Raw genomic sequence first — 22915 nt, 5'->3', positions numbered from 1 at the left:
CCTGCTACAACCTCATCCGCAGCTGCGATAGCCTTTGCCTGTTTCCATTGTGCGGCACCTGACGTGACGACCTGCTGAAAGACTTGCACGCCACTCACTGTCGGCGCGCCACCGTCATCGCATTCGTGCTGAACGCTGCCAACGAAACGGTGTCGATCCTGGGTGTGTTCTATGGTGGGCAGGATTACCCGGCATCGGTGGAATGCGGCGAATGCTGATCGACATCAACTGCTATATTCGCCATGGATGTGAACCTGTCCGATTACGACAGGAAAATCCCCCGAAACACTTCAAAACGGTTCAATTTAGTATAGATTGCGTGCAGTTCATCCAAGGCATTCAAGGAGGTTACCCGTGGCAACTTTGCAAACGAGCACAATTCAGGCGCTTCAGGATAATCGAAGCACCCTCCTTAATGAATGGAATGCCAGCCTCGAGACTTCGGGCGCTACGCGTAACATCAAAGGCGACGATGTCAAACAGCAGACCCATGAGTTCCTCAACCTGCTGACAGCGGCCCTGCCATCGGGCGGCTCCCAGCATATCGACCATGAAAACTGGGCGCAAACCCGTGTATTCCTGGAAAAGCTGTCTCACAGTCGCGCCCTCGTCGGTCAGGACTCGCAGCAGACCGCCAGTTTTATCTTCGCCCTTAAAGGCCCCCTGTTCGCCCTGCTCCAACAGGTGTATGCCGATCAACCTGCACAATTGGCCGAACAACTGTTGAAAATCTCGGAGCTGCTCGACGCACTGGGCATGCACACCATCCGTACCTTCCAGAAGTCCCGCGAATCGGTGATCAAACGTCAACAGGAAGAACTGCTGGAACTCTCCACCCCGGTAGTCAAACTGTGGGACGGCGTGCTGGCCCTGCCGATGATTGGCACCCTGGACTCGCAACGCACCCAAGTCGTGATGGAGTCACTGCTGCAACGCATCGTCGACACCGGTGCAGAAATTGCCATCATCGACATCACCGGTGTGCCGACCGTCGACACCCTGGTGGCCCAACATCTGCTGAAAACCGTGACCGCCATCCGCTTGATGGGCGCTGACTGCATCATCAGCGGCGTACGCCCACAGATTGCCCAGACCATCGTGCACCTGGGCCTGGATCTGCAAGGGGTGGTCACCAAGGCCAACCTGGCCGACGCCCTGGCACTCTCCCTCAAACGCCTAGGCGTCACCGTCACCAAGGCCGGTTAAGCATGGAACGCATCCCTATTTTACAGATGGGCGAGTTTTTGCTCGTGACCATCCAGGTGGACATGCACGACCAACTTGCACTGACCTTGCAGGACGACTTGTCCGAGCGCATCAGCAAGACCTCGGCCAAAGGTGTACTGATCGATATCTCTGCGCTGGACATGGTCGACTCATTCATTGGCCGCATGATCGGCACTATCTCCGGGCTGTCGGGGATCATGGATGCGAAAACCGTATTGGTGGGTATGCAGCCGGCCGTTGCAATCACCCTGGTGGAATTGGGCATGACCTTGCCCGGGGTAGCGACCGCGCTCAATGTCGAGCGCGGCATGAAACTGTTACGCGACCGGGTAGAACACTCATGACCCAAGCCAGCAGCGGCACACACCCCGTGCTGATTGAACAGGACGTTGTGCTGGCTCGACAATTGGTACGCAAACTGGCCCAGGACTGCGGCATGCGCCTGATCGACCTGACCAAACTGGTAACAGCCGTCAGCGAGCTGGCACGTAATACCGTGGTCTATGGCGGCGGAGGTCATATGGATTGGGCCGTTATCGAGAAAGATCACCGGGCCGGTGTACGCCTGACGTTTCGCGACGAGGGGCCGGGCATTCCCGACCTCAAGCTGGCGATGACCGACGGGTGGACCTCCGGCAGCGGTCTTGGCCTTGGGCTCACCGGCGCCAAACGCCTGGTGGACGAGTTTGAACTGGATACCGCGCCAGGCAAGGGTACTCGCGTGACGATCACCCGATGGGCCTGAATATTCCCAGCGCGCTCACGCAAGTCCTGTTGATCGAAGACACCAGCCAGATCGGTTACGCTCGTCGCACCGCGCAACAGTTCTCTGAGCGTCTGGGGTTTGATGAGACGGATGCGGGACGCGTGGCGTTAGTTGCTACCGAGCTTGCAAGCAATATTCTCAAGCACGCCACCCATGGTGAATTGCACTTGCGTGCTATCGGCAACGGCGGCGTCGAGCTGATCGCCATCGACCGTGGGCAAGGCTTTGATATCAACCGGGGGCTAGTGGACGGTCACTCCACCACGGGCACCCAGGGAATCGGGCTGGGAGCGATATCGCGCCTTGCGCAGGTGTTCGATGTACACGCCGATCAACGAGGCACAGCGGTACTGGCCAGGTTGACACCACGCTCCGCAACGGCAACAGATATCCGCTATGGGGTCAGTCAGCATTCGTTGCATGACGACCCACATTGCGGCGATGCCTGGCACCTGGCAATCGAACCCGACCGCTTCAGCGTGATGATGGCTGACGGCCTTGGCCATGGCGAGCATGCCGAACGCGCAGCCCGTGCCGGGGAAGCCGTGTTCGCGGAAAACGCCTTTATCGACGCGACGGTATTGATGAGCGACATGCACGCCGGTATGAACGGAACCCGTGGCGGTGCGATGGCGGTGGCCCAGTACGACGTCCTGGCCGACAACCTGCGATTCACGGGCGTGGGCAATATCGGCGCCAGCTTGATCGGCCCCGGAACTTCGCGTGGGCTGGCCTCCCATCCAGGCATCGTCGGCGTGCAGTTTCGCAAGGTGCATCCCTTCGACTACGCTCAAGTGGCCGGCCAGTTGCTGATTTTGTTCAGCGATGGCCTGCAATCACGCTGGAATCTGTCGGACTACCCAGGGCTCGTCCACCGCCACCCTGCCCTGATCGCCGCTATCCTGCACCGTGACTTTTGTCGCGGACGGGATGACGTTACCGTCTTCGTGATTGCCCTGGAGGCCATTGATGGCTGAAACCATTGCCTCGCTCGCCGCTGAAGTCCAACGCCTGCGCCTGGAAGCGGACGCCCTGCGCGCTGAATTGGATGAAACCAACCAAGGCGTGCTGGCGCTGTATGCCGAGCTGGACACCCAGGCCGATCAACTGCGCCAGGCGTCGGACTTGAAAAGCCGCTTCCTGTCGTACATGAGCCATGAGTTCCGCACACCCCTGGGCTCGATCCTGAGTATCACCAGCCTGCTCGCCGACGAGCTTGATGGCCCGTTGAGTCCGGAGCAACACACCCAGGTCGGGTTTATCCGCAGCTCGGCGCGCGAACTGCGCGAAATGGTTGACGATCTGCTGGATCTGGCCAAGATTGAGGCCGGGCGTATCACCATCTCGCCGGCCTGGTTCGATATGTTCGACCTGTTCTCGGCACTGCGCGGGATGTTCCGTCCAATTGTGGACGCATCGTCGGTAGACCTGATTTTCGAAGAGCCTTCCGGCTTACCCAAGCTCTATACCGATGACAAGAAGCTGGCTCAGATCCTGCGCAACTTTATATCCAACGCGTTGAAGTTCACCGTACAGGGCGAAGTGCGCGTATCGGCGCGCATGGAAAGCGAGCATGAGATCCGTTTTGCCGTGCAGGACACGGGCTTGGGTATTCCTGCCGAACTGCACAACAACCTGTTCGAAGACTTTTCGCAGATAGACTCACCGCTGCAAAAACGCCTGCGCGGCACAGGCCTGGGCCTTTCATTGTGCAAACGTTTTGCCGAGCTGCTGGGCGGCAGGGTAGGCGTTGAGAGCACGCCCGGCGTGGGCTCGCTGTTTTTTGTGATCATTCCTTTCTCCATAGCCACTGAGAACGTCGATGAAACGTGACATTCAACTGCTGATCGTCGACGACAATGCCGCTACGCGTTATGCCCTGCGTCGGCGCCTGGAGCGCCATGAATATGCAGTGCTCGAAGCCGGCACTGGCCAGGAAGGACTGGACTTGATTGCGGCGGGGAAAATCGATGCGCTGATCCTGGATGTGAACCTGCCGGACATGAGCGGCTTCGATATCGTGCGGCGCTTGCGCAGCGACCCGGCGACCGCCTTGCTACCCGTGGTGCACGTATCGGCTGCCTCCATCGAAACCGGTGACATCATCACTGGTTTAAACGCTGGGGCTGATGCCTACCTTATCCACCCGGTCGACCCTGATGTGCTGTTGGCGACCCTGCGCACCCTGCTGCGTGTGCGCGACACCGAATACGCGCTACGCGAAAGCGAGGCACGCTTTCGGGAGATCTTCTTCAACATCAGCGCTCCCATTGCAGTGATGGATGCACAGTTGAAGGTCCACGAATGCAATCATGCATTTGCCCAACTGATTAATGACAACCTCAACCCCGACGCTCTACTTGAATGCTTCGCCGACGGCCAGCACACGGTCATCCGTGAACTCTGCCTGCGCCTGACAGCCGGTGAGCGCTGGAAAGGCACGTTGCGAATGAACGTCGACGGCCAACTGCGTGAAACCGAATGGCAAATTTCCCCCTACAACCGTGCCGAGTTGAGCCTGGTATTTGTCGAGGATGTCACCGAGCACCGTCACCGTGAACGTCACCAACAGGCCGAACTGGCCAACGCAGCGAATCAATTGGCTCGCACTGAAGCGCAGCTGTTGCAGGCGCAGAAAATGGATGCCTTGGGCAAACTCACCGGCGGTATCGCCCACGACTTCAACAATTTGCTCACCGGGATCATCACCAGCCTGGAGCTGATCAAGAAGCGCATCGAGAGCCAACGCACCGAAAAGGTCCTGGGTTATGCCGATGCCGCGCTCAGTTCAGCCCTGAGCGCCGCCGGCCTGACCAACCGCTTGCTCGCGTTTGCCCGCCAGCAACCCCTGGACACGCGACCGATCGATATCAATGCGCATATCCGCTCACTGGAAGAGTTGCTGGTGCGCACCATCGGCGAACACATCGCCTTGAAACTGGAGCTGACCAATAACCCCGCAGTGGCGATGGTCGATCCGATTCAACTGGAGAGCGCGGTACTGAACCTTGTGATCAACGCCCGGGATGCGTTGCCCCAGGGTGGCATTGTGTGGGTCACCACCTATCAAGCGTTTTCCAACGGCAATCTCAAACTGGAAAATGGTCCCTACATCGCCCTCTCGGTTCGGGACAATGGCGTAGGCATTGAGCACAGCGTTATCGACAAGGTGTTCGACCCGTTTTTCACCACCAAACCCGTGGGCCAGGGCACCGGCCTCGGCTTGTCGACCATCTATGGGTTCGCTCGCCAATCCGGCGGTGATGCGCAGATCCGCAGTGTCACCCGACAAGGCACCGAGGTCACCATCATGCTGCCCGCCGCAGAAGGCCCCGCCAACCCGGTTATCAAAACCTTGGCGGCGCCGGGCACAAACAATGGCGAACATATCCTGATCGTCGAAGACATGCCCTCGGTTCGCAGCTTCGTCGCCGAAGTGCTGGTAGACGCGGGTTATCGGTGCAGTCTCGCCGCGGATGGTGACGAAGCAATCACCCTCTTGAATGATGACCCGACCATCAATCTGCTGCTCACTGATGTCGGCATGCCCTACATGACCGGCCGAGAACTGGCTGATATTGCCCGGGGGCTGCGCAACGATTTGCCGATCCTGTTCATGACTGGCTACGCCGAAAATGCGGCAAACCGACAAAACTTTCTCGGCGAACGCATGGATCTGATCACCAAGCCGTTTCACATCAATGAGTTGTTGGAGAAGATTCGGCAGGGTTTGGGCGTACAGTTCTAGGCCCTATTCAACCTGACTCCGCGTGAAGTTCAGCATCAGGCTTAGCAGGGGCACCAACAGACAATCCTGTGGCACCTGACGGCGCCGCAATTGATTGTACTAACCGGTCAGGGACCTCTACTGGCCGACGGTGAGCGGGACCGGGTGGTGTAAACACTGCAAACCGGTTAAGGCCGCTCCCACACGTGCGGACCATTAAAAAACGCCCGCGCATTGCTATCCAGCGTCTCCAGGTGATACCCCCCCTCCTGCACGATCACACAAGGCAATCCCAACCTGCGAATGCACTCACCCAACCGTGCGAACCCTTCGCGCGTTACCGCGACTTTACTCTGCGGGTCCAACTCGTAGATATCGAAACCCAGTGACAGCACCAGCACATCTGCCGAGAAGTTCTTCACCGCCGCCAAAGCCAGTGTCAGCTCTTCGAAGAACACCGCCTCACTGGCCCCGTGAGGCATGGGCAGGTTGAGGTTGAAGCCTTCACCCACTGCGCTACCGCGCTCTTCGGCGAAACCGGCAACACCGGGGTAGAAGTTGGTAGGGTCACCGTGAATCGAGACGTAAAGCACGTCGTCGCGCTCGTAGAAAATCTCCTGGATGCCCTGGCCGTGGTGCATATCAGTGTCGAGCACGGCGACGCGCTGGAAACCTTGGCGCAATGCCTGCGCTGCTACCGCAGCATTGTTGATGTAACAGAATCCCCCCGCTGCATCGTAACGAGCATGATGGCCCGGCGGACGACAGAGGGCGTAGGCAGCCGGGGCGCCATCAAGAATGTCTCTGGCGGCAGCAACGGCGCTTTGGGCTGACCAATAGGCCGAGCGCCAGGTCAGCTCGCCGATCGGGCAACTGCCATCGGCCAGGTAGCGCGCAGCCTGAGCAAGGATGCCGCGCAAGGCGTTGGGCTCGCGCACGAAGATGTTGGACATGACTTCGTCGCCCCAGTCTTCGGGGATTTCTTTCCAGCGTTGGTGGGCCTCCTGCAGGAAAGCCAGATAGGGTGCACCGTGGACGGCCAGCAATGGATCGAGGCCGTAGTCCGGCGGCTGCTGAATGTCGAAACCCAAGGTGTGCGCGGCCAACAACAGATTCCGGGCACGCTCGGGGACTTCCTGCGGCTTTCGCATCTGGCCACGGGAGTAGTAGCTGCGCGGATGATGCAGAAGCTGTTCGGGATGAAAAAACGTACGCATGAAAATGCTCCTTAGTGAACCTGGCCGGCGCGCTTCAACACAGCGTTGAGCAATACGTCAGCGCCCTGGCGCACATCCTCGGGCAACACGTCTTCGGCTTCGTTGTGACTGAGGCCATCGACGCAAGGGATGAAGATCATCGCCGTCGGGCAATAGCGTGCCAGGTGAATGGCGTCGTGACCGGCGCCGCTGACGATGCGTTGCTGGCTGTAACCCAGGGCATCTACAGCGGTTTGCACGCAGGCGACGCAGTCGGCGTCGAAGGGGGTGGCCGGGCTGATCCAGTGCGGGCTGACAGTCACAGACAGTCCGCGTTGCTCGGCGACGGCCTGCAATTGTTGGCGCATCTGTTGCTCCATCGCGTCAATGTCGTCGTCGCGGTGATGACGCAAATCGACGGTGAAACTCAGCAGCCCAGGAATGGTGTTGCGTGACGATTTGGCGATGCTCAATTCACCCACGGTGGTCAGGCCTTCCGGGGCAAAATCCGCCGCCAGCTTTTCCAGCATCTGGATCATTTGCGCAGCGCCATACAACGCGTCTTTACGCAGCGGCATCGGCGTCGTGCCGGCGTGTGCGGCCATGCCCTCGACACGCACATCCAGCCAGCGAATCGCCTGACCGCCGGTGACCACACCGATGCTCTTGGCATTGTCTTCAAGAATCGGGCCTTGCTCGATATGCGCTTCGAAATACGCATCCACCGCGCCGCCCAGTGGGCGTGAACCGCTGTAGCCAGTAGCACGCAAGGCATCGGCTACGCTGATGCCATCGACATCGGTAGTGGCCAGAGCCTTGTCCAGCGCCAGGGTGCCGGTGAATACCGCCGAGCCGAGCATGGCCGGGGTAAAGCGGGCGCCTTCCTCGTTGGTCCACACCGCGATTTCCAGCGGTTTACGCGTCTGGATACCCTGGTCGTCGAGACTGCGGATCACCTCCAGACCCGCCAGTACACCATAGACACCGTCGAAGCGTCCGCCTTCGGGTTGCGTGTCCAGGTGACTACCCATCATCACCGGCGCCGCGTCCTTGTCCGTACCGTCACGACGGGCGAACAGGTTGCCGATGGCATCCACACTCAGAGTCAATCCGGCGGCTGTGCACCAGTGGCTGAACAGTTCGCGCCCGGCTTTATCTTCGTCGCTCAAGGCCAGGCGGCAGCTACCACCGCGCGCCGTAGCGCCAATTTCGGCCATGGCCATCAGGCTGGCCCACAGGCGCTCACCGTTGATCTTCAACATGACACACACTCCATCAAACGCTATGGGCCATTTCATGACGGTGGGCGGTGGCATGCCGGCGCGACAACGCCAGCACACATACCAACGAAACAGCCGCGATCAAGCTGTAGAACACTGCCATCGGCCACCATTGGCCTTGGTATTCATGGGCCAGCCAGGTGCCGATCAGCGGCGTCAGGCCGCCCGCCAGCGCACCGCACACCTGATAGGCCAGAGAGATCGCGGTGTAGCGCACACGGGTTTCAAACAGGCCACTGACGAAGCCGGCGATGACAGCATAAAACGACGCCATGCACACCACCGCCAGGGCGATGCCGAGGATGATCAAGGGCGCCTGACCGCTGCTGACCAGTACGAACATCGGGTAAGGCGAAGCCATAGCCAGTACCGTCATCGCGCACAGGAAACGCGTGGCACCGACCTTCTCCGCCACCCATGCGGCCAGCGGTTGGACACAGAACTGGATGATGGCGACGAAGAACAGGCACTCCAGAATCAGCGAACGAGGTAGGCCCAATTGCTGAGTGCTGTAGGCAATCATGAAGGTGTTGGTGAAATACACACCGGCAATGCCCAGGGTATTGGCACCGATGCACAGCAGCAGCGGGCGCCAGGCGGTACGCAGCACTTCAATGACAGGCGCCTGGTCTTTCTTGATCGCCCGCGCTTTTTCCGCCAAGGCTTTGTCTTCAAGAAATTCCGGCGACTCATTCACGCCCAGGCGAATCGCCAGACCGACCACCAACAGCAGCGCACTGGCCAGAAACGGCACGCGCCAGCCCCAGCTCAATAACGCGTCCTCCGGCAGACGGGTTACCGCACTGAACGCCAGCAGCGATAGGATCAATCCCGCCGGGCTGCCCAATTGCGCGAAGGAGGCAAAGAAGTTGCGCCGACCTTTCGGCGCATGCTCGCCCGCCATCAATACCGCACCGCCCCACTCGCCACCAACGGCAATACCCTGCACCACACGCAGCAGGATCAGCAACACCGGCGCAGCGGCACCGATCTGCGCGTAGGTCGGCAACAGACCGATACACACAGTGACCACGCCCATCATCACCAGGGTGAACACCAAAGATTTCTTGCGACCGATCCGGTCACCGATGTGCCCGAACACAATGCCGCCCAACGGCCGCGCAAAGAAACCCACGGCGAAGGTGCCAAACGCCGCCATGGTGCTGAAGAGTTTGTCTTCGGAAGGGAAAAACAATTGGCCAAATACCAGCGCCGCGGCGGTGGCGTAGATGTAAAAGTCGTACCACTCGATCATGGTGCCGATAAAAGCGGCGGCCGCAGCACGGCGAGGCTGGGGCGAAGCGGAAGGCTTCATGGGGCTGGCTCCTTTGGTTATTTTTTTGGCAGGAGAAGGGTCGAACGCATGCGCTCTGGTGGCGCTTGTTGAGGGTGATTTATCGTCTCGGGGTTATGATTAGTCAATTTTCTATTTATTATTCCAATTATAAATCCTGCTTATTATCGAACTGCACAATGCCCGAAGCCCGCCGCGACATTCACCCCTTGCTCAACGACCGCCTGGACTGGAACCTGCTGCGCACGTTCCGGGTGATCGGCCAGGAACTGAGCATCAGCCGCGCCGCCGCCCGTCTGCACCTGACTCAGCCGGCGATCAGCCAGGCGCTCAAGCGTCTGGAAGAACAACTCGATTGCCAACTGATCGTCCGCCGGGGTCCACGCTTTGTATTGACGGAGGCCGGTGAGCAGATCTTCGCCATCGCCGGCGAGATGTATGGCCAGGTGTCGCAGATGAGCAATGCCCTGCAAAAACCGGGCGATGAGGTGATAGGCAAAGTGCGATTGCTAATGATCAGCCGGATCAACTCGGACACCTTCGATGAATTCCTGGCAGACTTTCATCGTGAACATCCTCGGGTAGATGTGGACGTTGAGGTGATGCGCAGTTCGGACATTGTCGCCGCACTCTTGGAAAAAACCGCGACCCTGGGCCTGAGCCTCAACCGTCGACCGCAGCCACGCCTGGAACAACACCTGTTCCTGCGTCAGCGCTATGCGTTTTTTTGTGGGCGACACCATCCACTGTTCGGGCGCAGTGGTTTGGCGGAGGGGGATCTGCAATCGGAGAACTTCGTCAGTTTTACCAGCGACCAGATTGGTGGGATGCTTTCGCCATTGACGATTTTCCGGGACCAGCAAGGGTTCAGCGGGCGGATTGTGGCGTCGTCTTCAAGCCTGGAAGAAGTGCGGCGATTGGTGATCGCCGGCTTCGGCTTGGGCTGCCTGCCGATTCATGTGGTCGCGGATGATGTGAAAAACGGGCTGCTCTGGCGGTTACCGCCGGATGAGGGAATTACGGACGTGGACATTCATCTACTGTGGAATCGGGAGCAGAAGATGAGTCGGGCTGAAACCATGTTTATTCACAGCCTGACAGCGCGCCTGGCTGACCACGGCGCGCAGGTTTCCAGAAGTTGATGAACGCCTCTCTGATGTGCATGGTCAAGCCAGAACTACAGGGAACCTTTTACTCAGCTTCCCCGCTCTTTATTGGCTTGGGAGAGAACCGAGGCCGCCAGGGACTTTGTTTTTTCACTGTACTTGTCGCTTTGAAGCACTTTCCCCGCCTTTTCCTCCAGCTCGGCGCTTGTCTGCTTTTCGGTACTACGCTGAGCCAACGCTGAAGCGGCAAGGCTTTTGGCAATGACCGAAGCGTCTGGATCATTGAGGGTTTCGGCCGCCAGGGCAGCTATCTTGCCGGAGGTTTTTTTTGTGTTCTTGCTCATGATGCATTTCCTTTGCAGTGGGAAGCGCCGGATCGAGTGCGCTACCACAAAGTAATAAGTTGCCGGAGCCACTGCAATGCGCTGCCTGTAGGCAGCCTTGGAGAAGGCTGTATGAAAGGTGTATGGCTTACGTAGTGCGCGCTAGAGCGTCGCATCGATAGCACTGATGATTACTATCGAACCGAGCGCCTGCCCGATTTTCAAAACTGATTCCTATAATCGCCTCCAAATTCCTTCCCCATCGCCTGGCTTCAGGCGACGCTCACCCTGGAACCCAACACCATGCCAAGTGCCAGCCAGGCCCCTCGCGGCCTTCCGGAACATAATCAACAAAGTGTCAAACAGCAGTGGCTGGCGATTCTCTCGGTCGCCGTGGGCGCCTTTGCCCTGGTGACCAGTGAGTTTCTGCCGGTGGGCGTACTCAACGATGTCGCTGCGGACCTCGGTATCAGCGCCGGCCATGCCGGCCTGATGGTCACCCTGCCCGGCATCATGGCCGCGCTCGCGGCACCTTTGCTGTCAGTGATCATTGGTGCCATGGACCGCCGTTACCTACTGATCGGCCTGACGCTGATCATGATCATCGCCAACATGGTCGTGGCCTTCGCCAGTGATTTCAGCCTTCTGCTATTCGGTCGCGTATTGCTGGGTATCAGCATCGGCGGTTTCTGGGCGACAGCCATCGCCCTCAGCGGCCGCCTGGCCCCCAGGGGTGTGGACGTGGCGAAAGCCACTTCGATCATCATGATGGGTGTGACACTGGCCACCGTATTGGGCGTGCCGGTCGGCACTTGGCTCAGTGGCCTGATGGGCTGGCGCATGACGTTCCTGGTCACCGCGCTGGTGGGCCTGCCGGTGCTGCTGGCACAGGTCCTCCTGCTACCCATCCTCAAGCCGGAAAAAGCCATTCTCGTCAGTGACCTGCCAGCGTTGTTCATCAACCCACGGGCGCGGGTCGGTTTGATCGCGGTATTGCTGATCGGCCTGGCGCACTTTGCCGCGTACACCTACGTCGCACCGTTCTTCAAGAACAGCTCCGGCTTCGATGGCCCGACCATCGGCTCGCTGCTGCTGATGTTTGGCATAGCGGGTGTGGCAGGTAACATTTTCGCCGGCTTCGCCGCCAACCGCAGCGTGCGTTACACCCTGCTGCTGGTCGCGCTGATGATTGGCACCAGCACTGCCCTCTTCCCTTATTTCGCCACGGGCCTGACCGGCGCAGCCATGCTGATCGCACTCTGGGGCTTCGCCTTCGGCGCCTTCCCGGCTTGTGCCAGTATCTGGATGTTTGTGGTAGCGCCCAAGGACGTGGAACGTGGCATGCCGCTGTTTGTCGCGTTGTTCCAGGTGATTATTGCCCTGGGTTCGTTCTTTGGCGGACGGATCGTTGACCAGATGGGCAGCGCGGTGCTGTTGAGCCTGGCGACTGCGCTGGTAGGCGTGGGTTTCGTAACCGTGCTGGTGCTGGGGCGCAATGTCAGTAACAGCTTGGCGGCGCAGCCTGCCTGACCAAACAAGTACTTACTAAAAAGCCTGCTGAGTGTTGAGTTCAGCAGGCTTTTTCGTTTAATCGGGATAAGTGTCTGTAGTGGCGCCTGACTGACTAGCATCTTTGGTCAGGATAAACGCACTGAACGCCAGAAAGTCACCGAGGTGCTTTGTGATGATTGCAACCGTGATCGGCAATTGAAGGGTTTGGTATTCATGCACCGCAATATTGCGAAACCCGACCATGTTCATCATCGACCATGCACTTTTCCCTCCTTCTGAATATCGTCTAACAGCGCTGCCCTTGCAGTGTCCAGGGCGGTTTTTTCACTGAGGATATAGCTTTCGAAAATACCCGCCTGACTGTCCTTGTTCCAGAGCCGACGCCCGGTTGTTATTACCTGATATTGCATAACCGTGGACGCCGCCCGCAGGTCGAGTAAATCGACGGGCACCGCCACGATATCGGCGAGCTCCCCAGCTGCATGCCATAGCAGTAGCGGGTCCACCGGGCCAGCAGCAAGTACCGCCAGGTCCAGGTCACTGTCGGCATTCGCCTCACCCGACGCTTGACTGCCGAAAATATAGACAGCCATCAGATCAGGGACACTCGCCAATAAATGCGCCAACACTGCTTCCACGTTCATTTTGCGACCCATGGTGCCATTCGATGAATGACCCTAGCAGAATTCATCTTGAAATTTTCGCCCAAACAAAAAAACCCCGACAACCTTTAGGTTATCGGGGTTTTTCGTTATTCAATAATGGCGGAGAGATAGGGACTCTCTGAAAACGGGCATAACCCCCAATAAAACCAAGCATAACAACGTTACCATAGACATTTGGGTAGAATATTTGGGTAGAATACCCTCCAAAATCCGCTCCCCGTATGGTGAAACTATGGCTGACAATTTGGTGTTGAAATCTGGAATGTGGCACGTCCGGTTCGACCTACCCGCTGATGTCAGACCATATTTTGGCAACCGAAAAATCCTTAGCCAATCTTTGAAGACAGGTTCTCGAACTGAGGCGATGCGGTTTCGGCACCCTATCCTCTCAGACTGGAAAAATCAGGTAGTGAACGCAAGGCGCACCAAGGCAGAAGCCGGGGATCGCTGGAAAGAACAACTCTTTGAAGACGCTGCGAGGCACCATGCCCAAGCGGACACCGTACTCTTATCTGCTGCGAAAGGGACGTTTATACCGAGCAATCGTCCTAAGCCCACCGTTGATAGCGTCCGTGAGGGCCTGAAGAAGCTAGAGACCGACTTGTACGATTTCTACCGCGATGTTCTGAAGGTAGAGGCTGAATATTCCATTCCTAATCTATTCGATGACATCACTAGCACGATGGCTAACGATGACATCCCCCTGACTGAACGCTTGCTCAAGTTTTCTGAGTTTCAGCAGCGGATACTTGTGCACACCGCCAAGAAAGAGAATTACCTATCTGACACCGAGCTACGTGAAGCGGAAGAGATTGCAGCGTCCCCTACGACTTACAAACCCAAGAGCCCAATCACTAAGGCAATGCTGGATCAGTGGCACAAACAGCTTGAACATCAAGTTAAGTCCGAGAAGACACGAGACAGTCACCTAAGCAGAGTCCAGCGCTTGTCTGACTATCTGACATCTGAAGGCAAGCCGCTTTCCTTTGACTCTGTACACGACTTTCTTGAATCAGTATCTGAAGCCAGGAAAACGCGACAGCAGTACCTATGGAGCGGGAGAGATTTCTGGCAGTGGGCGTGTAAATATCACAAAGGCTTCAGGGGGCAGTTCGCGAACGCGGTATCACCGTTTGATGGTCACTCACTCCCGAAGGTGGGTGCTGCTGCTGGTGAAAGCTACGTCCCCTTCACAAAAGAAGAGGTTGAGGCACTGCACGCCAAAGCTCTGGCTAAAGAAGATATTCCGCTTGCTAATCTGATCGCATTCGGCGCTTTCACTGGATGCAGGCTAGAAGAGATGGGACGTATCAAGCCTGAAGACACTATTTTGGAAAAAGGGAAGCCTGTGGGATTCCGAATCACTGAGGCCAAAACCGCAGCTGGTATACGCGAGATACCAATACACCCTGACCTCCTGCCATTGTACGAATACCTCACAAAGCAGGCTCCCTCAAATGATGGGTTTCTGTTTCCTGGTGGAAAAAACAAATACGGCAACCGGCTAGACGGCCTTTCCAAAAGATTTGGACGTTTGAAAAGCTCTTCTTTTTCTGAGCTACATACATTTCACTCAATCCGAAAAACTATGGTTACTGAATTACATCAACGAGGCGTGACGCTAGAGATTTTACCGTACCTAGTAGGCCATGAGTCCAAAGCGTTCACCCTCGATATTTACAGCTCAGGTCCGAGCTTCAAGCAAAAGAAAGCAGCTATAGGAAAACTGAAATTCTCTTTCACCGGGATTTACAGCACTCAGTAAGCCACGGGTGACGTATCAAACGTCTGTATTCCCTTATTTCGGCGGAGTTTATAAGGGTTATAGGCGATTCCGCGTCAAACCCGTGTCCGTGCTTGGTATTGAGACTAACGGTGTTTTGAAGACTAGTTTTCCGCCGAAACTTTATTGCAGCGTACACATTCCCACAACTTGTTTTATGCTGTAGAATGGATACCTCTGTTAATTTTGTTTGTTCGTAACAGGGCTTTCTTGTCGTTTGGCTGAATACTTGTCTTCAAGAAAGGGCTTTATAGTCGCCGCTACAAAGCATGGCGGTGCATGCATGAAGTTGCCGATTTATAGTCGGTTCCGGCGAGGCTGCGGGTGATTGAGCTTGTTATGTCAGTCAGGGAGCCGGACTACCGCCTAACCTTCCGTTAGGTACAGCCTACAAGCTGTGATCATTCTCGTCTCAAGTGCAGAGCAGGTATAGCCTGTAGCATTGGGTCAGGAGGTTGTGTAGACCTTGGGGATAAGGCTCTGCTCTTTTGAGTACTCCTATCCCCTTGGGGAAGTTCTACCAATTTTCTGAACTCAGTGCAGAGTATCTATAACAATAGATTAATAACTTAATATCTCTACAACACCCAACATACATAATAATTTAAATACAACACTAAGTTGTCGTACATATACAACTAGCTGTCGCACTTAGATAAGCAATTAGGCCTTAAGTTTGATATTCTTTATGGACTGGCAGCTTTTACCAAATCAAAGCTTCCGTCAAAACAATTTAGACACTCAAGCCAAACTGTACTGGTAATATAAATTAAACCTTGTTTAACTGTATCTGTACAATATCGAGTTTTATTTAGTATAATAAGATGAGAAGGGAAGAAAACAGAGATGAAAAAATCTGTCTCTCTCTGATAGCTAATTTGTTTCACCCTCTCGCATCCCCCTCGACCTGATGGTGCTTATTAGAGTTTGCTCCCGCAGGTCAATGTGAGTTGATATTGTTCCTTCTTGCAATGTCACCTCATTAAAAAACTCCTTGAGTTTCAAACCACTGTGGTGGTTTGTTTTATATTTGGATCTTTTATCCACCCACAACTTAAGGTGCTCATTCGCCTTGTTGTGGGTTTTTTGTGCATTAAACCCCTTACTCTTGAATATTCCAAAACAATAATGGACGGCACCGTAACACCTATGAAGTTGATAAAACAATGCAAATGGTGTGGCAGCGAAATGCTCACCACACGAAGTTCCAAGATCCTTTGTTCACAGAAATGCCATAACCAGTTGCATTACTGGAGACAGAAGCATTACCCCGATGAAGGTCCAAAGCTAGCCTTTGAAGTAATTAACAATCTGCTAAATGAAGGAGAACATCCTAACCCCGACCACCCTGTAAACGCCAATGATCAAACCGAACAAATTGCTGAACCACTGAGACATACCAACCATAAACGCATCATCACCCAAGAGCATCAAACAGAGGAAAATCTATGAACTGTGTAATCTGCAACACCCCTTTTGAACCAACCAACAAAAAACATCAGCACTGCGGAAACAACTGCTCTGTGCAGCCTATATGCAGCACGGAAGAAAGTTCGTCAAAGCATCAAAGCCGCATTGAAAGCACTCAAGACCCCAGAGAAAGTAAACCAATTTAACCTGTCACTCACCACACTACTAGAAGAAACATCCCAATGAAACTAGAAACTCGGCTGATCAAAGTAGCTATGCCCTTGGACTTGATTGCTCTACTGGAAGCAGAGGCTGTGAATTACGAAAGCTTCTCCAAGATGATGAATGCAGTAGCAAGGCGTTATTTTTTACATAAATCCCTCCGTGAAGAATTCGCGAAACTGGAGAAATAACTTATGCGGCCACATCTCAATGAAAGAGCTTCAAATGAGCTTTTAGAAATCATGCGACATTACGACCACGGCTCTCCCAATCACACACTTAACATTTTGATTTCGTCTCTTCACGACTCTTTATTCAAAACCAAACGTCCTAGCCCATCAGATGAGGTAAATTTCAATGAGTACAGCAGCACCGAAAAACAATAACAATGCGATTGATGCGGTAAAATCGCGATTTGTACGAATCCCTTCAGATAGCTCTTACCCTAGGTTCCGTGACTTAGTGACGGGCATTGACCAAGGGGATGCAGGCATTATCTCTCACTACTATTCACAACAAGGCGGTATTGAGCACAATGCATCCTATCTACTTGCGTGCTTACCTTGGGCTTATGGTGAGGGTTTTAAACCTAATGCGGGCACGGTGCTTGAAGGCGGACTGATTAATCTGTGGAAGGCTCCTGACATTCAACCTACAGGTCAAAAGGTCACTAAACAGCAGGTATCTTTGTTCATTGAGTTTCTAGAACGATGGTTTCCGGACGATATCGAACGCCGGTACTTCGGATGGTGGCTTTCCCATGTAGTTCGCAAGCCTGAGCAACGAATCATTGCGACACCTGTGCTACGCAGCCAACACGGCGTCGGCAAAGGCTTTCTAGTAGAAACCCTTCTATCAGGATTGCTGGGGCGTTCATCAGTGTGTGTATGCGCTCTCAAGGACGTCGTAGGCGATTTTAACGATGTGATATCAGGTAAGACTCTCGCCTTGATTGATGAAGTTTACAAGAGCAAGAAAAGCACCACAGACGCCCTCAAGAGCTTCCAGGGTAACGCTACGATTCCCCTTCACCGCAAGCACAAGCCAACAGTGACGATTGATAACTATCTGAATTTCATCATTACCAGTAATGACCACCTCCCTCTTGTTTTGGAAAAAGGAGATCGCCGTTTCTGGATACCAGAATTCATTCGTCACAAAGAATCGATCCAAGAGACCTCAGAATTCATCAATACAAAGCTCAAGCCTTGGCTGATGCATGACCGTGGGATGCAACTCGTTAGAAACTATCTTGAGCAAGTGGACCTTGGTAGCTATCACCCAACTGATGCGCCACCGATGACCGTCCCGAAGCAAGAACTGATGGGGTTTAGTAGTGCGGACAAGCTGGAAGATCTCCTAGGCGAAGTGGTTGAAAAGAATAAGGTGCTCACTGTGAAAGCTATCAAAGACGCCTTTCTAAGCGAATTCGATCATGGCCTGAGCGACATGGCAGTTGCAAACGTACTTTTGGCCGTGGGTTGCAAACAACGCAGAACAAAAGCACAACGGTACTACATTACCCCTTTCGGCTTTGAAAATGGGCTGACAGTAGAATCCACTCCGAAAGAACTTGAGACTCATATGCCCTGCAATGGTTTTTGAGTGACGGGATTGGTGACAGGGTGACAGGTAGGGTGACACCTACCCATATAAGCCGTCATCACTGTAAGCCCCGCAGCCTATAAGGTTCAGTCAATAGATGACAGGGTGACAGCTTTAGTTAACCTTTTTTAAATAAGATGTTAGTAAGTCAAAGAGCGAAGCGATTTGACGTAAGGCAAGCGATAGCGCAGCCGTAAGATGTTCTTCCCGCCTATGTAAAGGCATTCCCAGCAACAATAGAATCTGCTCCTTAACAAGAGCAATCAACGGGGCAGTCTTGCCCAAAAACCGCCGACGATGGTAACTTCAAAGGAAATAAAAAATGGAAAATGCAAAACAACACGTCACCTTGAGCGCATTCACTTTTCAACAAGACGTACTGGATAAACGAATCGAACATGCAAAATTTCAATTTCTCCGATCTTATGCAGCGGTAGACCGGTATAGCGAACCCGCCGCTATTCTCATGCCAAAGCTACAAAAGCTATTTGTAGAAGGCCGTGTACTTTCCGAGCATCACCCTATTAGCACAGCCGCTGGCTTAACTATCTTCCTAGTTAAAGAAAACATTGATGACTTGCTAAAGGACGTCGCAACTGAGACGGAGAATGCATACCTTGCTGAGCTGGAACTTGAGAAAACTAAACAACAGCAAATTCTTGAACAACAGCTCTATCAGGCACAAAAGGATCGGGAAGCTAAGAAAGAACACGATAAAGACGCCAAGCTTCGCGCTGATGCGGCTAAAGAGGCTCAAGACTTCTTCGCCAATCTTTCATCTGAAAAAGGTGCTGTGTGATGACCGTCTCCAACACCATATTCAATAAACAGCTAGAGCGTGCTATGGCCCGCAATGCCGCCAAGAAGGCTCCTGAACTAAAGACGGAACCTGCCAAGGCGAAGCTGTCAGACGAGGAACTACAGAGCTACATTGACCTGCTTTTGGAGGCAAGCAAGCCCGTTGAAAGCGTAGACCTTACTAAGCAAATTCTTTTGAAGAGATTCCCTAAACAAGATTAAGCAAGCAGGAATTGATAAAACCGAAGTATGGGAGGCATGAGTCTCCCTTCTTCATTACACCCTGCATGTTTGCTGGATTATTGACGCCAACTGTTTAGCACGATGCATTTCTCCGCCAATAATGTAATATTATTACATTTGGTTTAATAATAAGCTAAAACTATTAAGAATAAGAAGGTTTAGAAGATTGAATAATATTGCAACTGCCGTCCTAGGCCTGTTCGCACTCATAGGTGTTATCTGTATTTCATTGCTGACATTTGCATTGATCACAGGGAAGGCTGACCATAGTAGTGATGATGCGATCCGGCAGAGACTGGACTCACTGGTTAACTACACCGAGAGAAAAATTAATAATAACGCTGAAAGGCAAGACAGGATAAATAACGATATGGAAGGACAAATTAGAATTTTAGATGCAAGACTCAAATTGCTACAGGGAAGTAACCAATGACGTATTTCTATTGGTTTATATTGAAGGCTTCGGCAGACAACCTAGACAGCAACACCAAACCTTCTATCGGCTCGTTCTCGCCACTAAGAGAGCGCTGGCAGTATCTTGAGAGGTCTGGACGCTGGTCTGTGCAGATAGAATCGGAAGTCCCCCCTAGCGAAGCCGTAGGCTTGTTTAAGCTTCTTACCACAATGTCCCGCAGTTGGATAAATGGTGCTGTATTCGTTAATGGTGAGGCGGTTGGTGGGCCTTGGGATGCAGGGGCGTTTCCTGCATTCGTAGAAGGTTATGCTCTAACATATGCGAACGCAAAGCTGATCCCGTTGCTTCTATGACTATTTGTTCTCTTCAATGGCGGTAGCTGGCTCAGGAAGATATCGAACCACAAAACCTTTTAGGTTATGATCCCGATCCAATTTTTGCCGTACCCGGTCTGCCTCTCCCCGGTCCGATATAGGTCCAACAAAAATACGATTTTTGTTGTCTCTCTGGGTTCGGTAGACAACATATCCAGCCCGTTTTAGGTGATCCATTATCTGTAAGGCTGTTGACTCAGATGAAAGAGACGCGACTTGCACGCTCCAAATTATGTTTTTATTCTGAAACGATGCAAGGGGGCCAGTCTCAAGTGGTTTGGGTTTTAGGCGGAGAACAAAAGCAAATGCCATAGGCTTCGCTTCCCAAAAGATGTTTTTCCCATCCGCGATGATATCTATTGTGACTTGATAGCGCTCAGTGCCACTTTCAATTTCAGCCAAACCTTTGTATTTATTGCCCGCCTCATGTATCGCGGTGACTTCGCGGACGTTTAGCTCATACTTATTAAAATTCTCATCTGTATTTAGCTTTTCCTGCATGGACAGTTTCGTTTGTTCGCCAACCTCTTCAGGCGAAGGGCCGCAGCCGGTAGTCAACGCCACCATGGCTAAAAGCAGAAACGTTGTACTTTTCATGCCGTGCGTCCTTGCCTGTGGTTTGTGCAGAAGAGCTGCCAATCGAAGATCAGATACGTGTTACGTTTTTCTCGTGTTCTTCCAGGTCGTGTTCACCTGCCTCAGCAGTGTCTAGATACAACCTAACGGGAGGTAACTCGCTATGTTCATAGACGCCGTATTTAACCGTTTCCCAAGTATACGTATTGGTCCGCTTGTATCCCTTCGCAACCAAATCTTCGTGCGCTGCTACAAGGGCGTGCGTACCTACCTTGTACTCCACCTTGTAGCAACCCATGTCGCCGTCCATAGCCGCACCGACTGATTCCCCCTCGAATCTGTGCCACGTATCCTCCCGGAGCTTATCCAAATCAAACAGGGCTAACTCCAACAGCTTTCGAAGGTGTTCATCCGACTTGCCTTCAACGGTAATGGTTAAGGCTCGGGGCTTGTTCATAGATCACACGCTCGATTGCTTGATGATTTCCCATCGTAGCAGCCGCACAATGGCATTACACCATCACAAAGGAAGCAATCGTATGTCGAAGAAACGCAAAGGTGTCCCTGAGATACCTCGTGACGACTATGTGTATGGCCACACAGCCGACCTTGTGTCGCAACTCACAATGATGGTTGATCCAAAAGGCGGCCTGACCGTAGCCGAAGTTGACCCCAGCTCCATTCACCGCAAGCTATCGCACCCAAAGACCAAGGGTGACAAAATCATTCTCTCCACCCCTACAAATGACTTCAGCTTGCAAGAGACCTATACGCAGGAATTGCAGACTCGCTTTGATTACCTAGCAGCTGTAGACACGAACACAATTGCGGACAAACAAGGACCAATACGGTTCGATGGTTACGTGGTGAGCGCAGCTACTGTCAGCGTCATCGCTGAGCCGTTGCAATCCCTTCACGAGAAATCAATCTTTCAACCGCTCGTGACTTATCTGATCCTAGACCCTGACTTCATAGCTTCCCACGAGCCATTGGGCTGGCACCTGGCTTTGACTCGGCACATGGACACGCCACACCTACGTTCAAGCCGTCTAGGTGTCGTCGTAGACCATGATTTGCGGGCGCATCCTGCGATCAATGCTCGCGAGCTTCCCTACTATGGCGACCATCTACTACCTAGCCATGCCGCCCTCATCTACGCCTCGGCAGATAAGAGAGACACGATTGGGAACCTCATGATCCATTATTGCGACAACATTGCCGGACAGATTCTTACGCAGTTCAAAAAGCATGGAATAGCAGCAGTGCTGAAACAGGAAAGCTTTCGAGTGGGTTCGGCAGTGTGCGTCGCCATTCCGCATCCGGAACAGAAAGCGCCCGCATAGCTTTGTCTCTAGCCTTCATGCCTACCCGCATGCACCATGTAAAGCTTGGCATCATCAAACGACCGTTAAACGATACCTTCCTGACAGACGGTATTTAGGATCATCAAAATAGGCTTTGTGTCTTGTTGATACCTTGGTACACTGATACCACGTTAAACGATACCGGAGCCAACATCATGTCACGTACATTCCTCTACTGCCGAGTCAGCACCTCCAACCAGTTCACTGAAAACCAAGTGCAGGAAGTGAAAGCTGCTGGCTTCGATGTACAGGCTAGTCGTGTAGTGGAAGAAACGGTGTCGGGTAGCGTCGCTGCAAAGGAGCGTGCAGGTTTCCAGAAGCTCCTAGAACGTATGGAATCGGGTGACGTACTGATCGTTACTAAGCTTGACCGTCTGGGGCGCAACGCGATGGATGTACGCCAGACAGTCGAGCATCTGGCAGAGAATGGTATCCGTGTTCACTGCCTCGCTCTTGGCGGTGTAGACCTGACCAGTGCAGCAGGCAAGATGACCATGCAAGTGCTGGGGGCGGTAGCTGAGTTTGAACGTGACTTGCTTATCGAGCGTACACAGCAAGGTTTGCTGCGGGCCAAAGCAGAAGGCAAGAAGCTTGGCCGTCCTGAAGCCACAGACACCACAGCAGATGTTCAGCGCCTGAAAGCACAAGACAAAACTCAGGCACAGGTAGCTACCGAGTTGAAGATTGGCATAGCAACAGTGAAGCGTCACTGGAACAAGTGATAATAAGCCGCGAACGAAGGCTGAAGCATTTCCTCCCTCAAGAACCGTCTTTTCTAGGCGGTTTCAGCCCCTCTGAGACGCGATAGCTCCTCTTCCCACTCCATGTCAGGGGTAGCCAGTGAGCCGCCCCAAACCTCTCATATTTTCACATTTGCCGAACGGGAGTGATTCTCATTTGTAGGCTGGTCTTAACCGGTCGGCTCTCGCGACGATATTTTGGACTATCCGTAAATGTCGTTCGTGTGAGTCAGTGAAGACGAAAAATTGAGTTAAAAACAGCGCGTAGCTGAAAGGTTCCAACTACGCG

At 53.7% G+C, this 22915-nt stretch carries 23 protein-coding genes and 1 pseudogene; 16 read left to right on the top strand and 8 right to left on the bottom strand.

The features are described 5' to 3' along the window. The first annotated feature begins 83 nt into the window (after positions 1-83). The 7 genes from LVW35_RS28915 to LVW35_RS07220 all read left to right on the top strand — a co-directional run bounded on the left by LVW35_RS28915 (position 84) and on the right by LVW35_RS07220 (position 5741). Complete coding sequence (locus tag LVW35_RS28915; RefSeq protein WP_267924883.1) at positions 84-218, top strand: hypothetical protein; 135 nt, start codon at positions 84-86, stop codon at positions 216-218. A 136-nt stretch (positions 219-354) separates the two neighbouring features. Beyond that, positions 355-1206, top strand: coding sequence for an STAS domain-containing protein (locus LVW35_RS07245; protein ID WP_233894487.1), 852 nt, complete (start codon positions 355-357; stop codon positions 1204-1206). Positions 1207-1208: 2 nt separating this feature from the next. Further along, positions 1209-1571, top strand: a complete 363-nt coding sequence (locus LVW35_RS07240; protein WP_233894486.1) for an STAS domain-containing protein — start codon at positions 1209-1211, stop codon at positions 1569-1571. Continuing rightward, positions 1568-1972, top strand: coding sequence for an ATP-binding protein (locus tag LVW35_RS07235; protein ID WP_233894485.1), 405 nt, complete (start codon positions 1568-1570; stop codon positions 1970-1972). The genes LVW35_RS07240 and LVW35_RS07235 overlap by 4 nt, the downstream gene beginning before the upstream one ends. Then, positions 1963-2970 carry an ATP-binding protein gene (locus LVW35_RS07230; RefSeq protein WP_233894484.1) on the top strand — a complete coding sequence of 336 codons (1008 nt, stop codon included), beginning with the start codon at positions 1963-1965 and terminating at the stop codon, positions 2968-2970. The genes LVW35_RS07235 and LVW35_RS07230 overlap by 10 nt, the downstream gene beginning before the upstream one ends. After that, on the top strand, positions 2963-3826 hold the full coding sequence (locus LVW35_RS07225; RefSeq protein ID WP_233894482.1) for a sensor histidine kinase: 864 nt from the start codon (positions 2963-2965) through the stop codon (positions 3824-3826). The genes LVW35_RS07230 and LVW35_RS07225 overlap by 8 nt, the downstream gene beginning before the upstream one ends. Beyond that, complete coding sequence (locus LVW35_RS07220) at positions 3816-5741, top strand: response regulator (RefSeq protein ID WP_233894480.1); 1926 nt, start codon at positions 3816-3818, stop codon at positions 5739-5741. The genes LVW35_RS07225 and LVW35_RS07220 overlap by 11 nt, the downstream gene beginning before the upstream one ends. 167 nt (positions 5742-5908) lie before the next feature. Here LVW35_RS07220 and LVW35_RS07215 read toward each other — a convergent pair whose 3' ends face one another. Genes LVW35_RS07215 through LVW35_RS07205 form a run of 3 tightly spaced genes read right to left on the bottom strand, consistent with a single transcriptional unit; the run spans position 5909 to position 9511 of the window. Next, positions 5909-6937 carry a histone deacetylase family protein gene (locus LVW35_RS07215; protein WP_233894478.1) on the bottom strand — a complete coding sequence of 343 codons (1029 nt, stop codon included), beginning with the start codon at positions 6935-6937 and terminating at the stop codon, positions 5909-5911. Between the two features lie 11 nt (positions 6938-6948). Continuing rightward, positions 6949-8178 (bottom strand): Zn-dependent hydrolase, encoded by a 1230-nt coding sequence (locus LVW35_RS07210; RefSeq protein ID WP_233894477.1) that lies wholly within the window; start codon positions 8176-8178, stop codon positions 6949-6951. A gap of 13 nt (positions 8179-8191) precedes the next feature. Then, entirely contained in the window at positions 8192-9511 is a 1320-nt protein-coding gene (locus LVW35_RS07205; protein ID WP_233894475.1) for an MFS transporter, read from the bottom strand. A gap of 158 nt (positions 9512-9669) precedes the next feature. Between LVW35_RS07205 and LVW35_RS07200 the strand changes: the two genes are divergently transcribed. After that, the gene (locus tag LVW35_RS07200) at positions 9670-10632 is read left to right on the top strand and encodes a LysR family transcriptional regulator (protein WP_233894474.1); all 963 of its coding nucleotides are present in this window, start codon (positions 9670-9672) and stop codon (positions 10630-10632) included. 53 nt (positions 10633-10685) lie between these two features. Here LVW35_RS07200 and LVW35_RS07195 read toward each other — a convergent pair whose 3' ends face one another. Further along, positions 10686-10940 carry a hypothetical protein gene (locus LVW35_RS07195; RefSeq protein ID WP_233894472.1) on the bottom strand — a complete coding sequence of 85 codons (255 nt, stop codon included), beginning with the start codon at positions 10938-10940 and terminating at the stop codon, positions 10686-10688. 282 nt (positions 10941-11222) lie between these two features. Between LVW35_RS07195 and LVW35_RS07190 the strand changes: the two genes are divergently transcribed. Beyond that, entirely contained in the window at positions 11223-12449 is a 1227-nt protein-coding gene (locus LVW35_RS07190) for an MFS transporter (RefSeq protein ID WP_233894471.1), read from the top strand. 57 nt (positions 12450-12506) lie between these two features. On the opposite strand, the pseudogene LVW35_RS07185 reads toward LVW35_RS07190, so the two are convergent. Both LVW35_RS07185 and mntA read right to left on the bottom strand, forming a co-directional pair. Then, positions 12507-12686, bottom strand: a pseudogene (locus LVW35_RS07185) (DUF86 domain-containing protein); the annotation flags it as partial. After that, positions 12680-13075 carry a type VII toxin-antitoxin system MntA family adenylyltransferase antitoxin gene (gene mntA, locus LVW35_RS07180; protein ID WP_233894470.1) on the bottom strand — a complete coding sequence of 132 codons (396 nt, stop codon included), beginning with the start codon at positions 13073-13075 and terminating at the stop codon, positions 12680-12682. The pseudogene LVW35_RS07185 and the gene mntA, both read right to left, overlap by 7 nt. Before the next feature lie 253 nt (positions 13076-13328). On the opposite strand from mntA, the gene LVW35_RS07175 reads away from it, so the two are divergent. The 5 genes from LVW35_RS07175 (at position 13329) to LVW35_RS07155 (ending at position 19136) form a co-directional block, all read left to right on the top strand. Continuing rightward, entirely contained in the window at positions 13329-14861 is a 1533-nt protein-coding gene (locus LVW35_RS07175; protein WP_233894469.1) for a tyrosine-type recombinase/integrase, read from the top strand. A 1670-nt stretch (positions 14862-16531) separates the two neighbouring features. Beyond that, entirely contained in the window at positions 16532-16702 is a 171-nt protein-coding gene (locus LVW35_RS07170; RefSeq protein ID WP_233894468.1) for a hypothetical protein, read from the top strand. Positions 16703-16868: 166 nt separating this feature from the next. Beyond that, the gene (locus LVW35_RS07165) at positions 16869-18116 is read left to right on the top strand and encodes a primase-helicase family protein (RefSeq protein WP_233894467.1); all 1248 of its coding nucleotides are present in this window, start codon (positions 16869-16871) and stop codon (positions 18114-18116) included. 322 nt (positions 18117-18438) lie between these two features. Further along, on the top strand, positions 18439-18915 hold the full coding sequence (locus LVW35_RS07160; RefSeq protein WP_233894466.1) for a hypothetical protein: 477 nt from the start codon (positions 18439-18441) through the stop codon (positions 18913-18915). Continuing rightward, positions 18915-19136 (top strand): hypothetical protein, encoded by a 222-nt coding sequence (locus LVW35_RS07155; RefSeq protein WP_060549881.1) that lies wholly within the window; start codon positions 18915-18917, stop codon positions 19134-19136. The genes LVW35_RS07160 and LVW35_RS07155 overlap by 1 nt, the downstream gene beginning before the upstream one ends. Positions 19137-19925: 789 nt before the next feature. On the opposite strand, the gene LVW35_RS07150 is transcribed toward LVW35_RS07155, so the two are convergent. Then, complete coding sequence (locus LVW35_RS07150; RefSeq protein WP_233894464.1) at positions 19926-20543, bottom strand: SPOR domain-containing protein; 618 nt, start codon at positions 20541-20543, stop codon at positions 19926-19928. A 49-nt stretch (positions 20544-20592) separates the two neighbouring features. Then, entirely contained in the window at positions 20593-20979 is a 387-nt protein-coding gene (locus LVW35_RS07145) for a hypothetical protein (protein WP_233894462.1), read from the bottom strand. A gap of 82 nt (positions 20980-21061) precedes the next feature. Between LVW35_RS07145 and LVW35_RS07140 the strand changes: the two genes are divergently transcribed. Next, on the top strand, positions 21062-21865 hold the full coding sequence (locus LVW35_RS07140) for a hypothetical protein (RefSeq protein WP_233894461.1): 804 nt from the start codon (positions 21062-21064) through the stop codon (positions 21863-21865). Between the two features lie 176 nt (positions 21866-22041). Beyond that, complete coding sequence (locus LVW35_RS07135) at positions 22042-22608, top strand: recombinase family protein (RefSeq protein ID WP_057978389.1); 567 nt, start codon at positions 22042-22044, stop codon at positions 22606-22608. Positions 22609-22915: the final 307 nt, after the last annotated feature.

It is taken from the genome of Pseudomonas sp. HN11, assembly GCF_021390155.1.
Taxonomy (GTDB): domain Bacteria; phylum Pseudomonadota; class Gammaproteobacteria; order Pseudomonadales; family Pseudomonadaceae; genus Aquipseudomonas.
The sequence above is the reverse complement of the archived record's forward strand: the minus strand, read 5'-3'. Positions and strand labels throughout refer to the sequence as shown.

Bases quoted from the DNA above. Each gene is read 5' to 3' on its own strand.
- LVW35_RS07190 (WP_233894471.1), top strand. From the start codon at position 11,223: ATGCCAAGTGCCAGCCAGGCCCCTCGCGGCCTTCCGGAACATAATCAA.
- LVW35_RS07240 (WP_233894486.1), top strand. From the start codon at position 1,209: ATGGAACGCATCCCTATTTTACAGATGGGCGAGTTTTTGCTCGTGACC.
- LVW35_RS07160 (WP_233894466.1), top strand. From the start codon at position 18,439: ATGGAAAATGCAAAACAACACGTCACCTTGAGCGCATTCACTTTTCAA.
- LVW35_RS07235 (WP_233894485.1), top strand. From the start codon at position 1,568: ATGACCCAAGCCAGCAGCGGCACACACCCCGTGCTGATTGAACAGGAC.
- LVW35_RS07230 (WP_233894484.1), top strand. From the start codon at position 1,963: ATGGGCCTGAATATTCCCAGCGCGCTCACGCAAGTCCTGTTGATCGAA.
- LVW35_RS07220 (WP_233894480.1), top strand. From the start codon at position 3,816: ATGAAACGTGACATTCAACTGCTGATCGTCGACGACAATGCCGCTACG.
- LVW35_RS07175 (WP_233894469.1), top strand. From the start codon at position 13,329: ATGGCTGACAATTTGGTGTTGAAATCTGGAATGTGGCACGTCCGGTTC.
- LVW35_RS07170 (WP_233894468.1), top strand. From the start codon at position 16,532: ATGAAACTAGAAACTCGGCTGATCAAAGTAGCTATGCCCTTGGACTTG.
- LVW35_RS07165 (WP_233894467.1), top strand. From the start codon at position 16,869: ATGAGTACAGCAGCACCGAAAAACAATAACAATGCGATTGATGCGGTA.
- LVW35_RS07205 (WP_233894475.1), bottom strand. From the start codon at position 9,511: ATGAAGCCTTCCGCTTCGCCCCAGCCTCGCCGTGCTGCGGCCGCCGCT.
- mntA (WP_233894470.1), bottom strand. From the start codon at position 13,075: ATGAACGTGGAAGCAGTGTTGGCGCATTTATTGGCGAGTGTCCCTGAT.
- LVW35_RS07150 (WP_233894464.1), bottom strand. From the start codon at position 20,543: ATGAAAAGTACAACGTTTCTGCTTTTAGCCATGGTGGCGTTGACTACC.
- LVW35_RS07210 (WP_233894477.1), bottom strand. From the start codon at position 8,178: ATGTTGAAGATCAACGGTGAGCGCCTGTGGGCCAGCCTGATGGCCATG.
- LVW35_RS07155 (WP_060549881.1), top strand. From the start codon at position 18,915: ATGACCGTCTCCAACACCATATTCAATAAACAGCTAGAGCGTGCTATG.
- LVW35_RS07140 (WP_233894461.1), top strand. From the start codon at position 21,062: ATGTCGAAGAAACGCAAAGGTGTCCCTGAGATACCTCGTGACGACTAT.
- LVW35_RS07225 (WP_233894482.1), top strand. From the start codon at position 2,963: ATGGCTGAAACCATTGCCTCGCTCGCCGCTGAAGTCCAACGCCTGCGC.
- LVW35_RS07215 (WP_233894478.1), bottom strand. From the start codon at position 6,937: ATGCGTACGTTTTTTCATCCCGAACAGCTTCTGCATCATCCGCGCAGC.
- LVW35_RS07135 (WP_057978389.1), top strand. From the start codon at position 22,042: ATGTCACGTACATTCCTCTACTGCCGAGTCAGCACCTCCAACCAGTTC.
- LVW35_RS07200 (WP_233894474.1), top strand. From the start codon at position 9,670: ATGCCCGAAGCCCGCCGCGACATTCACCCCTTGCTCAACGACCGCCTG.
- LVW35_RS07145 (WP_233894462.1), bottom strand. From the start codon at position 20,979: ATGAACAAGCCCCGAGCCTTAACCATTACCGTTGAAGGCAAGTCGGAT.
- LVW35_RS07195 (WP_233894472.1), bottom strand. From the start codon at position 10,940: ATGAGCAAGAACACAAAAAAAACCTCCGGCAAGATAGCTGCCCTGGCG.